This is a genomic window from Streptomyces sp. NPDC049970 (assembly GCF_040660235.1).
GTDB lineage: Bacteria > Actinomycetota > Actinomycetes > Streptomycetales > Streptomycetaceae > Streptomyces.
On the sequence record NZ_JBFALP010000006.1, the window covers coordinates 248280 to 261775 of the forward strand.

Here is a 13496-nt window from a genome sequence, read left to right on the forward strand (position 1 = left end):
TCCGGCGCTGGTACGACGAGAGATGACGGGAAGCTTAGGTTAGGCAGTCCTAATTCCACCAACCGGGCAACACGCATCGGCGGGCGGTTCGACCACGCCCTGACGGGTAGTAAGGTGAGCCTCCCCTTGGTCACTTGATCCGCCGGCTCGCGCCGTCTCCGCGGATCGCGTCGTTCATGTGCACCGCCTTCCAGGAGCCCCCCGTGATCCTCGCACCGGCACCGGCATCCCTCCGGCCGGCCGAGAGCGCCGCCGCCCTTCTCGCCTCCACCTACCACCGCCTCGCCGGTCTCTGCCCCGCCCCGGGAGCGGAGGTCGCCGCCCCCGGTTCACCGGCGGGCCAGGACTGGGTCGACGTAGCCGAACTCTCGCTCCGGCCCGGGCTGCTGGACGACTTCCTCGACGAGGAGGCCGCACGGATCGTCGAACACCACGACCACCGGGCGCGCCCCGACGTGGTGGCCTCGCGCCTGCTGCACGGCTGCCTCTGGTCGGTGTGCCTGCTGCTCAGCGGGCCCTGGTACCTGGACGGCCGGGTCCCGCTGCCAAGGCCGGAGGACGTACGCGTCAGTCGGCGCGGCGACCGGTACCAGGTGGTGCCAGGGGCGTTCGCCTGCCTGCCGGGCGACCCGGCCGAAGGGCTGCCCGGCGTCAGGCCGGTGGCGGACGAAGCGGCGCTGGGTGACGTCCTGCGCGGGGCCGTCGCCGATCTGGTGCGTCCGCTCTGTGCGGCGCTGGGGCCCAGGGCGCGCCGTGGGCCGCGGGCGCTGTGGGGCATGGTCGAGGACGACCTCGTATCGGGCATCTGGTACCTGGGCCGCATGCTCGGCGAGGAGGACCGCGCGGTGGCCGCGGCCGGCCGGCTGCTCCCCGGGCCCGTGGCACCGTTCCCCGCCGGTGCCGGATTCAGGCGGCTGACCGACGCGCGGGGCGGCTCCCATCCGACCCGGGACCGGGCGGGCTGCTGCCTCTACTACACGATCCGCCCCGCGGAGGCCTGCGCGACCTGCCCCCGGACATGTGACACCGAACGGCTGCGGCGCATCGAGGCCGAGCAGACGCCCGCCGCCGGGTGACCGGCCCGGCCGGCGTAGGGCCGCGGACAGGACGGCGATCCGGCCCGGTGCGCTCCACAGAGGGTCCGGGGGTACGGTCGTGCCGTGGGCAGGACCCCTCCTATCCGGGGTGAACTGCTGTGCGTGCTGGGTGAGTAGGAGAGTGCGATGACCGTCGACGACGCCGATTTCCTCAAGAAGATCCGATCGGACGTGCCCCACTCCGCCCGGGTGTGGAACGCCTGGCTGGGCGGGAAGGACAACTACCCGGTGGACCGGGAGCTGGCCGACGCGGTGACCGCCGCCTACCCGCAGATGGCCGACATCGCTCAGGCGTCCCGGGCTTTCCAGGCGCGTGCGGTCCGTCACCTGGCACATCTGGGCGTACGTCAGTTCCTCGATGTGGGAACCGGCCTGCCGGTGGAGAACAGCACCCATGAGGTCGCGCAGGCCGTCGTACCGGAGGCCCGCGTCGTCTACGTGGACAACGACCCGATCGTCCTGGTCCACGCCGCCGCGCTGCTGACCAGTTCCCCGGAGGGCAGCACGGCCTACGTGGACGCCGATCTCTCCCACACGGACACCGTGGTGGACGAGGCCGCCGCGACACTGGACCTGTCCCGGCCGGTGGCGGTGCTCCTGATGTCGACGCTGGGACATCTGGCACCGGCCGACGGGATCAGGGTGGTCCGGCAGTACATGGCCCGGATGCCCTCGGGCAGCCACCTGGTGCTGTGCGACACGGTGAAGACGCCCCGGACACTGGCGGCGCAGGAGGCGTACGACTCCGGCGACAACCCGCCCTACCTGGTGCGGGAGCCTGCGGAGATCACCGGGTGCGCCGAGGGCCTGGAACTCCTCGAACCGGGCTTCGTCTCCATCGCCTTCTGGCGCCCGACGGAGGATGCCCCCAAGGCGGTGGACCAGTGGGGACTCGTGGCCCGGAAACCGTGACGGCCGTCCGCCGTGCCACGGCACCCTCCGGTGGCCCACCGGCTCGGCGGCGTGGCAGCCCTCGGTGTCGTGGACGCGGACGGGGAGGACCAGCAGGTGGCACCGGGGCCTACTCCCGCCCCGCGCCCCGGTACAGGGCGAGCTCGCCGTCGAGCTCGACGGCCAGGACCGTCGCGTGCGGGTCCACCTGGGCGGCCGTGGGGGCGTCGATCCACAGCACTCCCGGTACGTGCCCGAGTCCGCCGGTCACCCGGTGTGCGAGCACATCACCCGTGCCGAGTACCCTCACGCGCCGCACCGGCGTACGCAGCCCCCGGACCGACACGGTCTCGTGCGGGGTGCCGAAGCAGAACAGGTACAGGGTCCGGCCGTCGGCGGAGAGGGTGCTCGGCCCGTAGTGGTGGCCGGGCGGCAGGCCCGCCACCGTCCCGTGGACCGCCTCGGCGTGGGGAGCGATCCAGGCCCCGAGTCCGAGCAGTCGGCCGGCCTGCGCCTCGGGGATCGTCCCGTCCTCCCTGGGCCCCACGGCCAGCAGCAGGTTGCCGCCCATTCCGATCGTCTCGGTGAAGTACCGGACCAGTTGTCCGACCGACTTCTGGTTCGTGTCGGCGGGCTGGTACCCCCAGGAGTCGTTGACGGTCAGACACAGTTCCCACGGACCGTCCGGAGCCTCGATCGGAAGGCCCTGCTCCGGTGTCGCGTAGTCACCATGGCCGGTCAGCCGGGCGTTCAGGACGGCCTCCGGGAGCAGGGAGACGACTTCCTGTGCCAACTCGTCCATCCGCCACTGTTCTTCGCCGCGTTCCCACTCGCCGTCGAACCAGAGGAGGTCGGGGTGGAAGAGCTCGGCCACCTCACGGACCTGGGCCGCCCGGTACTTCAGGAACCGCTCCCAGCGCTCCGGGTCCTCCTCACCCGCCGGCGGGGTGCTGAACCGCGAGTCGTTGACCACGCCGAGCGGCGGGGCGGGGTGCCGCACCGTCGCGTAGTCCGGGTGGGACCAGTCCGAGTGGGAGAAGTACAGGCCGACCCTGAGCCCACGCTCCCGGAGCGCCTCGGTGTACTCGGCGACCAGGTCGCGACCCGCAGGCGTGCGGCCCACCACCGAGAGTTCCGAGTGGCGCGTGTCGAAGAGCGCCACCCCGTCGTGGTGCTTGGCGGTGAGTACCGCGTACCCGGCGCCCGCCCGGGCGAACAGGTCGGCCCATGCGCGCGGGTCGTACCGCGAGGCCGTGAAACCGCGAAGCTGGTCCATATACCGCTCGTAGGGGACCGTGCCGTCGTAGAAGGACCAGGACTCCGCCACTCCGTCCACGGCGTAGATCCCCCAGTGCACGAAGATCCCCAGCTTCGCTTCGCCGAACCACTTCTGCATCGCCATGGCCGTGGACCGCCCCTTCTCCGGCGGCGGCACGCCTGTGCGTCAACCCGTCCCGCCCCGCCCATCATGCTAGGACCGCTTCATGGGCGGGGCAGCGGCCCGTTGGCCGCGCACGGGGCGGGGTGCGGCCCGGTGGACGGTGGATGCGGAGCAGCGCTTCCAGCATCGGCGGGCCGGCCCCGGGCTTCGCGGCCTGAGGGGTCCGGCCGGGTCAGCGGGCGTCGTCGCGGGACGAGTAGGTCTTGTTCGTCAGTACGCCGTCGGTGAAGAAGAACTCGATCTCGGGGTAGGACTCGTCGACGGTGCCGGTGCACTGGATCATGGTCTTCCACCCACTGGACGACGGGTGGGCGGGGCGCTCGACCCACCTGTCGGTGCACGCCGTACCGGCGACGACCGTGTCGACCTCGGCCAGCGTGTCACCCACCGCGAACTGCTGCTCGTACTGGGCCTTGGTCATGGTCCGGGGCAGATCGTACGTGTACCAGGCGTAGGCGAAGGCGTAGTCCTTCTCCTTCCTGAACAACTGGTCGGCGGCGTCGAAGGTGAACGACGCGGTCTGGTCGACCATCTGGTTCTTCGCCCAGCACACCAGGGCACCGCCGGCCCCGGTTCCGGAACAGTGCGGCCGCGTGCCGATGACGGCCTCGACCTGCTGCCTGCTCATGCCGAAGGCCACTGCGTCGTACTTCGTGTCGGTGAGGAAGTTCTCGTCCGGGTCGTTCTTGGGAGCAGCCGACGAGGTGGCCACCGTGGACCCGGCCATGGCGGCCGCGAGAAGGGCGACGGTGACGAGACGGCGAAGGCGCATGTGCGTTCTCCTGGTGGAAGGGTGCGGACGTCCGGGTGGGACTCGGACAGGTGCCGGCGATGGCGCCAGGGGCATCCTTGGACCTGGTCCTCTTGCCGTTCTCTCCGCCCGGGAGTCGCTGTCCGGGAACGTGCTACCGCGCCCACCCGGCCTCGGTCGGCTCGCACAGCGGCTCCACGGCCGTGTCCTGCGTACCATCGCCCCGGGTCCGCGCGTTCGACGACGGCACCGGCCGATCGGCAGTCCCCACAGCACGTCCGGAACAACCCGCTTCCGGGTGTCCCGCTCCGCACGTGGACCGACGAGCCGTCCGACCGCGCCCGTCACGTGACGGGCTCCGCGGGTCCCGTTCTTGTCCCGTCCGACGTACCGATACGAGGATCCGCCATGCGTACCAGCACCAGCATCCGTCTGATCGAGCCCACCGACGCCGCTGCGATCGCCGCGCACCGGGTGCGGGACGTCGAGGCCTTCCGGCCGTGGGAACCGGCCCAGCCGGACGGCTTCTTCACCCCGGAGGGCCAGGCGGAACGGATCGACGGCCTGCTGGCCGGATACCGGGCCGGCACGGTCTGGCCGGGCGTCGTGCTCGCCGACGACCAGGTGATCGGGCAGGTCACCGTCGGGGGCATCCTGCCGCAGCCGCACCTGCGCCGCGGCTCCCTCGGATACTGGATCGCCGGCCCGGCGCAGAATCAAGGGCACGCCGGGCGCGCCGTCGGGCTCGCGCTCCAACTGATGACGGAGGAACTCGGGTTGCACCGGGCCGAGGCGTCCACCAATCTGGAGAATCTGCCCTCGCAGCGGGTGCTGCGCCGCAACGGATTCAGCCCCTACGGTGTCGCGCACTCCTCGATCCTTCTCGACGGGAGCTGGCGGGACGGGCTGTTGTGGGAGCGGATCCTCGGTGACTAGGTGTTCTGTTCACAGAGGTTGGTGACGATAGAGCTCTGGTTGGGCCCCGTTGACATCCGCGGAGTCGGGTGGCGTGGAGGTTCAGGGTGTGAGCGCGGCTGGTGGCGTGTTGCGAAGCTCGGCTGCGGCTCGGGCCAGTGTGGCGAGGGCCGGTGAGTGGTGGCCGGCTGGCCATGCGAGCACGGTGGTGATGTCGGGGGCGTCGACGACGGGCACTGCGACATGGTCGGGCCACTGCCAGGCGCGGCTGGAGGCGGGGATGACGAGCAGGGTCTTGCCGAGCGCGACGAGCTGAGCGAGTTGTGACTGGGTGTGCACCTCTGGCCCGGGGCCGTCGGGGTAGGAGCCGTCGAGCCGGGGCCATCGGGCGATGGGGAGGTCCGGCACGTTGCTGACGTCCGCGAGGGTGAGCTGGGGACGTGCGGCGAGCGGGTGTCCGGACGGGAGGAGGGCGACTTGCCCTTCGGTGCAGAGGTCTTCGGTATTGAACCCGGCCAGGTCGTCGACCGGTCGGTGCATGAGTGCCACGTCCGCGCGGCCGGTGCGCAGGAACTGTGCCTGCTCGCCGACCTCGCACAGGACGACTTCCACTGGTGCCGTATCGCTGTCGGCTGCCGACGAGGCGAGGAGTCGTTGCAGCAGCTCGTGTGATGCGCCGGCTTTCGTCACGAGTACCAGTGGCCGTTGGCGATCCGCTGCCCGGCGGGTCCGGCGCGCGGCAGCTGCGACCACATCGAGGGCCATCCGGGCTTCGCGCAGCAGCACACCCCCGGCGTCGGTGAGGGCCACCCCTCGTCGGTCCCGGTCCAGGAGCTGCACGCCGAGCCGACGTTCCAGCTGCCGGATGGCGCGCGACAGCGGCGGCTGCGCGATACCGAGCCGCTGGGCCGCGCGCCCGAAGTGCAGCTCCTCGGCGACCGCAACGAAGTACCGCAGCTCACGGGTCTCCAGGTCGTCCATACGCCCACCCCATCCACCTCGTGATACCCGTCGGGTATCACAGCGTACTCGATCGATATTGGACGAAACGGACGCCGCGCGCTGAGCATAGGCAGCGTGAACAACACCAAGACAGCGCTGGTCACCGGCGCGAACAAGGGAATCGGCTTCGCCATCGCCCAGGGTCTCGGAACCCTCGGCTTCACCGTCGCCGTGGGGGCGCGTGACGACACCCGACGCGAGCAGGCCGTAAAGCAGTTGCGTGCCGCAGGCATTGAGACATTCGGAGTCGCCCTCGACGTCACCTCCGACGCCAGTGTCGCCGCAGCGGCGGCGAGCATCGAGAAGGAAGCCGGGCGACTCGACGTCCTCGTCAACAACGCAGGAATCTCCGGCCGGTTCGCGGACGGGGTGCAGGACCCCACCACCCTCGACCTCGACGTCCTGCGCACGGTCCTGGAAACGAACGTGTTCGGGGTTGTACGGGTGACGAACGCGATGCTCCCGCTGCTCAGCCGTGCCGCCTCGCCCCGGATCGTCAACATGTCCAGCAACATGGGCTCCCTGACGCTGCAGACCGGCCCGGTCATGGCCGCCTACGCACCCTCCAAGTCGATGCTCAACAGCGTCACAGCCCAGTACGCCCGCCGATTCGCTGACACGAACATCATCGTGAACGTGGCATGCCCCGGGTACGTCGCAACCGACTTCACCGGATTCGCCGGGGAACGAACACCCGAGCAGGGCGCCGCGATCGCCCTTCGCCTCGCCACCCTGCCCGACGACGGCCCCCGAGGAGGCTTCTTCGACGACAAGGGAGCCGTCGCCTGGTAACACTGCGCGCGAGAGCGCCGAGGTGGCAGTGGACGCGCTACGCACCCGCCAGGAACTGGGGTGGACCCCACACCACACCGACTTGCTCAGCATGATCGGCGAGCCCCGCCTGAGAGAGATGGCGACGCGCGAATAGCGCACGCGTTCCGCGCGAGCCCACCCACGTTTTCACAACCCGCCACCGAACCTCACCACTTGCCGGCGCCCATCCAACGGCCGGGTGCACGAGACATCACTCGTGCACCCGGCCATCGTCATCTTCCGAGCCAGAATGGCCCCGCATGGTCCACCGCAATGCGCCCCTGACCGAGACCGGCCGCCTGCGCCTGGCGCAGTGCATCGACGACCAATGGCCACTGCGCCGCGCGGCGGAACGCTTCCAAGTCTCACCCACCACAGCTGAACGGTGGGCGACGCCGTGGACCCCGCGCTCTCCCCCACCGGTCCTGTGCGCCGGTCCGGAGACCACGGCGTGGTCACGACCTGATCCGTATCGCATTGTCAGGAAGCTTCTGTGACAGGGCTTTTGTCTGCTGACGGGGTGTGAGCCGTCAGGCCAGGGGTAGGCGATGCCTTATACGTGCGGTTCCAACAGAGGCAGTCAGCTGAAGGAGGACGAGCACATGTCGACATCCGTACAAGCCCCGACAGCGAAGAGGGGCGTACCGACGGCACTTCCGGATATCACCCATCCGCGGAAGATCGCACCCAAGGACGCCCGCGCGATCAGCAAACTGTTCTTCGAGCGGCTCCGGGTCGTGGAGGAGGGCACGGCGGAGTACCAGTACGCCCGCAACACCCTGATCGAGATGAACCTCTCGCTGGTGCAGTTCGCGGCGGGCCGCTACCGCAACCGCGGCGACGGCCGGATGGAGGACATCCTCCAGGTCGGCACCATCGGCCTGATCAAGGCCATCGACAGGTTCGACCTCACCCGCGAGATCGAGTTCACCTCCTTCGCCATCCCCTACATCGTGGGCGAGATCAAGCGCTTCTTCCGTGACACCACATGGTCGGTCCACGTCCCCCGGCGCCTGCAGGAACTGCGCGTCACACTGGCGAAGACCAAGGAGGAACTCGCCACACCACTGGACCGCGAGGCGACGGTGGCGGAGCTGGCCGAGCGTCTGGGGATCAGCGAGGAAGAGGTCGTGGAGGGTCTCATCGCCTCCAACGGCTACACCGCCGGCTCGCTCGACCTGCCCCTCGACGGGTCGGAGAGCGACGGTCCCGGCGCGGCCATCCGTACCCGGGGAGACGTGACCGGCGACTGCGACCCCGGCATGGAACTGGTCGAGAACCTCCAGACCCTCGCTCCCCTGCTGGAGAACCTGGACGACCGCGAGCGCGCGATCATCCGGATGCGCTTCGGCCAGGAGATGACGCAGGCCGAGATCGGCGAACATCTGGGCGTCTCCCAGATGCATGTCTCACGCCTGATCAGCCGTATCGTCTCCAAGCTCCGCGAAGGCATGCTCACCGAGGCCTGACCGCCAGGTCTCCGTACGACGTCCTCGGATCGCAGCCGCACCGCACCCGGCGAGCGGCCGACGGCGCCTCCTCGGCCCGGTTCCCCGCAGCTCAGATCGCGCCGAGACGTGTGAGGTACGCGATCCGTCCGGTTCCGTCACCGAGCAGGGCGGCGCCGGTCGGCCCGGAGACCGGACGAGGCGTTCGACCGGGCGCAGACGGAGTCCCCGTCCACCCGGCCGGTCCGTGCCGCGACGCTCGCCACCACCATCGCCACACGCCTAACGGCCACCGCCCTCCCGCGGGAGAGGGCATGGACGGCGACGGCCGCCGACATGCTCGCACCGTGATCCCCGACGGCACGTCAGCCCGTGTCGCGGTCTCCTTCTTCCGGGCGGCTCCGCCCGGAACGGCCGGGCGACGGCGGTTCTGCCGGTCCCGCCACTCGCAGCCACTCGGACGATCGTCCAGGCGGTACCGCATCTACCATGGTGATTCGTATTAAGCTTTGGAAATACGAGTCAAGCTCGTCTAACGTGTCGCACATGCAGTCCTACACCATCGGACAGGCCGCACGTCTGCTCGGCGTCAGTCCCGACACTGCCCGCCGTTGGGCGGATGCCGGACGGGTCGCGACGCACCGCGAGGAGAGCGGGCGCCGGCTGATCGACGGCCGGGATCTGGCAGCGTTCTCCGTCGAGGTCGCCCAAGGCGGCGTCGGCGAGGAGGAAACGACGTACACCTCGGCCCGCAACGCCTTTCCGGGCATCGTCACCGCCGTCAAACTCGGCGACATCGCGGCCCAGGTGGAGATCCAAGCCGGTCCGCACCGGCTCGTCTCGCTCCTGACCCGGGAAGCCGTCGAGGAACTCGGACTGGAGGTCGGCATGCAGGCCACCGCCCGCGTCAAGTCGACCAGCGTGCACATCGACCGCACCTGAACCACCGGTCCACTCAGCGGCGTCGCCGTCCCGGCGCGGCTCACCACCACCCGCACCGGCCGGCCCGAGCCGACCGCGTCCCCGAGGAGTTCCACCACCGTGCCATTCGTCTTCGCCCCGCGGCGTACCGCGGCCGCCGTGCTCACCGCGGCTCTCCTCGTCCCCTTGGCAGCCTGCGGCAGCGACGGCGACGAGCCGGGGTCGGCCGACAAGTCCACGGCCTCGGGAGCGCCCGAGGCAGAGCTGACGGTCCTGGCCGCATCCTCGCTCACCGACGTCTTCAAGACCGCGGGCGCCGCGTACGAGAAGGGGCACCCCGGCACCGAGGTCACCTTCTCCTTCGCCGGCTCGCAGGAGCTTGCCGCCCAGGTCGAACAGGGCGCACCGGCCGATGCCCTGGTCACGGCCGACACCAGGACGATGCACGGTCTCGAGGCAGACACGGGAACCCCGACCGTCATCGCGAAGAACCGTCTGGTGATCGCCACGGGCAAGGGCAACCCGGAGAAGGTCGAGAACCTGGCGGATCTCGCCGACCCGGGGCTGAAGGTCGTCCTCGCGGCCCCAGAGGTACCGGTCGGGCGTTACAGCGAGCAGATCCTGGACGCGCAGAAGCTCGATGTGAAGCCGGTCTCCCAGGAGCCCAACGTCCGCGCCGTCCTGAGCAAGGTCGAACTCGGCGAGGCGGACGCCGGTCTCGTCTACAGGACGGACGCCGCGACGGCCACCGACAAGGTCGACGCCATCGACATCCCGGACGCCCAGAACGCCGTCGCTTCCTACCCCGCCGCGACGCTCAAGGCCTCGAAGAACAGCGAGGCCGCGGCGGCGTTCGTGACGTGGCTGAGCACCCCGGAGGCGCAGAAGATCCTCGCCGGCGCGGGATTCCAGAAGCCGTAACAGCCCCCGCACCGTGTGGGCGGCACGTCCGTGGGGAACGGGCCGCCCACACGGCACCTCAGCACGAGGGATCCTCCATGACACGCCTTCGCCGTCGCGCCACCGGCCGCCGCGCGCCGATCGCCCTGGCGATCCCCGCGGTACTGGCAGTCGCCTTCCTGCTCCTGCCTCTGGCCGGGATCCTCGTCCGCACCTCGTGGGGCGACCTGGGCGCCCACCTGACCGATCCCGGTACGACCCGGGCACTCACGCTCTCCCTCGTCGTCTCCGCCTGGGCGCTGGGTCTTTCCATCGTCCTCGGGGTGCCGCTGGCCTGGCTGCTGGCTCGCGTGGACTTCCCCGGCAAGGCGTTCGTCCGCTCCCTCGTCCTCCTGCCGATGGTGCTGCCGCCCACGGTCGGCGGTGTCGCCCTCCTCCTCGCCTTCGGCCGGCGCGGGCTCCTGGGTCCCTGGCTGGAGGGCACCTTCGGTCTCACGCTGCCCTTCCACACCTCGGGCGCGGTCCTCGCCGCGACCTTCGTCGCGATGCCGTTCCTGGTCATCAGCCTCGAAGGCGCCCTCGGCGGGCTGAGTCCCCGCTACGAGGAGACCGCGGCCTCCCTGGGGGCGTCACCGGTGCGGGTGTTCTTCACCGTCACCCTGCCCATGGTCGCCCCGGGGCTGGCCGCGGGCGCCGCGCTCACCTGGGCTCGTGCGCTGGGAGAGTTCGGCGCGACCATCACGTTCGCCGGGAACCTTCCCGGCACCACGCAGACCCTCCCCCTGCAGGTCTATCTGCTGCTCCAGGACAGTCCGGAAGCAGCCACGTCGGTCTCCCTCCTCCTGCTGGTCGTCGCCATGGCCGTGCTGATGGCACTGCGTGGGCGCTGGACCGGCACCCCGAATCCCACGGTCCGGCCGCACGGCCCGGCGGACGACTCCGCTCCCGGCCCCCGGCAGGACACGCATGTCGCCTCGGAGGGAACGACCGGCACCGGCGGCACGGAGGGCAGTTGGCCGCTCCACGCCGAGCTCACCGGGTTCAACCACCTCACTCTGGAAGCCGCTGCCGGTACGACCATCGCCGTGGTCGGGCCCAACGGCGCGGGCAAGACCACCCTGCTGCGCGCCCTCCTCGGCCTCACACCGCGCGCCCACGCCGAACTCATGCTGGGCGACGTCGACGTCACCGCGCTCCCCCCGCACCGCAGGGGCGTCGCCTGGGTCCCGCAGGACGGGGCCCTCTTCCCCCACATGAGCGCGCTGGCCAACACGGCGTACGGGCTACGCGCCCACGGCGTCCGGCGCGCCGAGGCCCGTCGCAGTGCGCAGACGTGGCTGGACCGCCTGGGCGTGGGGCATCTCGCGCACCGCAGGCCGGGCCAGATCTCCGGAGGCCAGGCACAGCGTGTGGCGCTCGCCCGGGCACTCGCGGCCCGCCCCCGGCTGCTCCTGCTCGACGAACCGCTCGCCGCACTCGACCAGACCACCCGCGCCCATGTCAGGCACACCCTCCGCCGCCATCTCGACGAGTTCGGCGGTGTGTGCCTGATCGTCACGCACGACCCCGTCGAAGCGGTGGCGCTCGCCGACCGGGTGCTCGTACTCGAGGACGGGCGGGCTCTGCAGGACGCCCCGCCCGCCGAGGTCACCCGGCACCCCCGCTCACCCTGGGTGGCGCGGATGCTGGGCCGTAACGCCTGGCCCGGTACGGCCACCGGCGAGGGTATCCGGCTCTCCGGCGGCGGCACCCTGGTCACGGCGGATCCGCTCCCGCCCGGCACGGACTCCCTGGCGGTCATCGCTCCGGAGGCCGTCGCCGTGTACCGGGACAGGCCCACCGGGAGCCCGCGCAACGTATGGCCGGGGACCGTACGGGAGATCACCAGCAGCGGTAGCCGGCTCCGCGTGCTGATCACGTCGGACCAGGCACCGGACCTGGTCGCCGAGATCACTCCGCAGGCGGCCGCCGAACTCGGGCTCGCCGACGGGGCGTCCGTGTGGACCAGTGTCAAGGCGACGGAGGCGACGGTCGTCGCCCTCTGAACGAAGTACCGGACGGCCCACCCCGCACGAGAGCCCAGCGGCGGTACCCGTCGGCCCGCTCGGCCCGGGGCCGCGGCGACGGTCCCACGGGCAGATCGTCGGCGGCGCCGCACCGAGCCCGCCGGGCCACCTCTCCGGTGGTGGGCCGCCATCGGGCCGGGATCACTCACCGCGACCGGGGACACGTGTGTCTTCGCTGACGCGGTGAGGTGCGACCGCAGCCGACTCGGTTGCCCATGTCGCTTCCCCTGCTGACACTGGGAGGAACCGGCTGATACCTGAATGAGACGGCCGCGACCGACACAAGAAGGCACGACTCCGGGACCTGCGGACACCGACCCACCGGCCGGACCGGCGACACACCAGCACCGCGCCGGATCCGGAACCACCGCTTCAGCAGGAAGGCAGAACATGGAGATCGCGGGATGCCGGGCCCTGGTGGTCGGTGCCTCAGGCGTGCTCGGCGGTGCGCTCGCCCGTGCCCTGACCGAGCGCGGGAGCAAGGTCGCCCTTGCGGGGCGCAACCCGGCGGCGCTCGCCGACGTGGCCGTCCCCTGCCGCGGTGCACCCGTCAGGGCGTTCGACGCCTACGACCTCGACGCGGTGGCGGGGCTGCCCCGCTGGGCGGCCGACCGCCTGGGCGGACTCGACCTGGTGATGTCCGCGGTGGGTGTCGCGGCCTTCTCGGACGCGGCCGAGCTGCCGGACGCGGTGGCCGAGCACCTGATGACGGTGAACGCGCTCGCCCCCATGGCGCTGCTGCGCGGGGCCCTGCCCCTCCTGGGACCAGGCGGTACGGCCGCGGCGATCACGGGCGTGGTGGCCGACCGTCCACAGGCCTTCATGGCCGACTACAGCGCGTCCAAGGCAGCGTTGTCGGCCTGGCTGCGTGCCGTGCGACGCGAGCAGCGGCCCCGCCTCGTACGCGTCCTCGAGGTGAGCCTGCCGCATCTGGACACCGGTTTCGCCGATCGGGCGGTCCTGGGTACGCCTCCGCGGCTGCCGCCGGGCGCCGATCTCGGCGCGACCGTCGACCATGTGCTGACCGCACTGGCGGACGAGACGGAGGCCATCAGGCCCGGAGCGGACGGTGCCCTCGCGGACGAGCGCCGCGCACGCTGAATCACGCTGAGTACGGCCGGCTGCGGCACGCTCCGGCCTGCGGTCCGACCGGCCTCCCGTCCGTCTCCCGCGCGCCGCGAAGGCGCTCTCCGGGTTGCCGCCCGCCGCGGCCCCCGCCCCTCGGTTCCGCCACAAAAGGCCTGCCGGGCC

General features: G+C 71.1%; 12 protein-coding genes and 1 pseudogene. 10 read left to right on the plus strand and 3 right to left on the minus strand.

Going from position 1 to position 13496, the window contains the following annotated elements:
- The first annotated feature begins 203 nt into the window (after positions 1 to 203).
- Complete coding sequence (locus AB0I83_RS14540; protein ID WP_363304804.1) at positions 204 to 1076, plus strand: (2Fe-2S)-binding protein; 873 nt, start codon at positions 204 to 206, stop codon at positions 1074 to 1076.
- 147 nt (positions 1077 to 1223) lie between these two features.
- Positions 1224 to 2009 carry an SAM-dependent methyltransferase gene (locus tag AB0I83_RS14545; RefSeq protein ID WP_356839341.1) on the plus strand — a complete coding sequence of 262 codons (786 nt, stop codon included), beginning with the start codon at positions 1224 to 1226 and terminating at the stop codon, positions 2007 to 2009.
- Positions 2010 to 2118: 109 nt separating this feature from the next.
- On the opposite strand, the gene AB0I83_RS14550 is transcribed toward AB0I83_RS14545, so the two are convergent.
- Positions 2119 to 3390 (minus strand): alpha-L-fucosidase, encoded by a 1272-nt coding sequence (locus tag AB0I83_RS14550; protein ID WP_356839343.1) that lies wholly within the window; start codon positions 3388 to 3390, stop codon positions 2119 to 2121.
- 211 nt (positions 3391 to 3601) lie between these two features.
- Entirely contained in the window at positions 3602 to 4201 is a 600-nt protein-coding gene (locus AB0I83_RS14555; protein WP_363304805.1) for a BLIP family beta-lactamase inhibitor, read from the minus strand.
- Positions 4202 to 4588: 387 nt separating this feature from the next.
- Between AB0I83_RS14555 and AB0I83_RS14560 the strand changes: the two genes are divergently transcribed.
- Positions 4589 to 5116: a GNAT family protein gene (locus AB0I83_RS14560; protein WP_356839346.1), complete on the plus strand. Its 528-nt coding sequence runs from the start codon at positions 4589 to 4591 to the stop codon at positions 5114 to 5116.
- 81 nt (positions 5117 to 5197) lie between these two features.
- Here the strand turns inward: AB0I83_RS14560 and AB0I83_RS14565 are convergent, their stop codons facing one another.
- Positions 5198 to 6076 (minus strand): LysR family transcriptional regulator, encoded by an 879-nt coding sequence (locus AB0I83_RS14565; protein WP_363304806.1) that lies wholly within the window; start codon positions 6074 to 6076, stop codon positions 5198 to 5200.
- An 87-nt stretch (positions 6077 to 6163) separates the two neighbouring features.
- On the opposite strand from AB0I83_RS14565, the gene AB0I83_RS14570 reads away from it, so the two are divergent.
- The 7 genes and pseudogenes from AB0I83_RS14570 (at position 6164) to AB0I83_RS14600 (ending at position 13346) form a co-directional block, all read left to right on the plus strand.
- Entirely contained in the window at positions 6164 to 6889 is a 726-nt protein-coding gene (locus AB0I83_RS14570) for an SDR family oxidoreductase (protein ID WP_363304875.1), read from the plus strand.
- A 281-nt stretch (positions 6890 to 7170) separates the two neighbouring features.
- Positions 7171 to 7302: pseudogene (locus AB0I83_RS14575) on the plus strand (leucine zipper domain-containing protein); the annotation flags it as partial.
- A 210-nt stretch (positions 7303 to 7512) separates the two neighbouring features.
- Complete coding sequence (locus AB0I83_RS14580) at positions 7513 to 8379, plus strand: SigB/SigF/SigG family RNA polymerase sigma factor (RefSeq protein ID WP_356529759.1); 867 nt, start codon at positions 7513 to 7515, stop codon at positions 8377 to 8379.
- Positions 8380 to 8904: 525 nt separating this feature from the next.
- Entirely contained in the window at positions 8905 to 9300 is a 396-nt protein-coding gene (locus AB0I83_RS14585) for a helix-turn-helix transcriptional regulator (RefSeq protein WP_363304807.1), read from the plus strand.
- A gap of 99 nt (positions 9301 to 9399) precedes the next feature.
- Complete coding sequence (gene modA, locus AB0I83_RS14590) at positions 9400 to 10200, plus strand: molybdate ABC transporter substrate-binding protein (protein ID WP_363304808.1); 801 nt, start codon at positions 9400 to 9402, stop codon at positions 10198 to 10200.
- A 77-nt stretch (positions 10201 to 10277) separates the two neighbouring features.
- On the plus strand, positions 10278 to 12224 hold the full coding sequence (locus tag AB0I83_RS14595; RefSeq protein ID WP_363304809.1) for an ABC transporter permease: 1947 nt from the start codon (positions 10278 to 10280) through the stop codon (positions 12222 to 12224).
- 411 nt (positions 12225 to 12635) lie between these two features.
- Positions 12636 to 13346: an SDR family oxidoreductase gene (locus tag AB0I83_RS14600; protein WP_356529752.1), complete on the plus strand. Its 711-nt coding sequence runs from the start codon at positions 12636 to 12638 to the stop codon at positions 13344 to 13346.
- The last annotated feature ends 150 nt before the right edge of the window (positions 13347 to 13496 follow it).

Bases quoted from the DNA above. Each gene is read 5' to 3' on its own strand.
- AB0I83_RS14550 (WP_356839343.1), bottom strand. From the start codon at position 3,390: ATGGCGATGCAGAAGTGGTTCGGCGAAGCGAAGCTGGGGATCTTCGTG.
- AB0I83_RS14580 (WP_356529759.1), top strand. From the start codon at position 7,513: ATGTCGACATCCGTACAAGCCCCGACAGCGAAGAGGGGCGTACCGACG.
- AB0I83_RS14600 (WP_356529752.1), top strand. From the start codon at position 12,636: ATGGAGATCGCGGGATGCCGGGCCCTGGTGGTCGGTGCCTCAGGCGTG.
- AB0I83_RS14585 (WP_363304807.1), top strand. From the start codon at position 8,905: ATGCAGTCCTACACCATCGGACAGGCCGCACGTCTGCTCGGCGTCAGT.
- AB0I83_RS14560 (WP_356839346.1), top strand. From the start codon at position 4,589: ATGCGTACCAGCACCAGCATCCGTCTGATCGAGCCCACCGACGCCGCT.
- AB0I83_RS14595 (WP_363304809.1), top strand. From the start codon at position 10,278: ATGACACGCCTTCGCCGTCGCGCCACCGGCCGCCGCGCGCCGATCGCC.
- AB0I83_RS14565 (WP_363304806.1), bottom strand. From the start codon at position 6,076: ATGGACGACCTGGAGACCCGTGAGCTGCGGTACTTCGTTGCGGTCGCC.
- AB0I83_RS14555 (WP_363304805.1), bottom strand. From the start codon at position 4,201: ATGCGCCTTCGCCGTCTCGTCACCGTCGCCCTTCTCGCGGCCGCCATG.
- AB0I83_RS14545 (WP_356839341.1), top strand. From the start codon at position 1,224: ATGACCGTCGACGACGCCGATTTCCTCAAGAAGATCCGATCGGACGTG.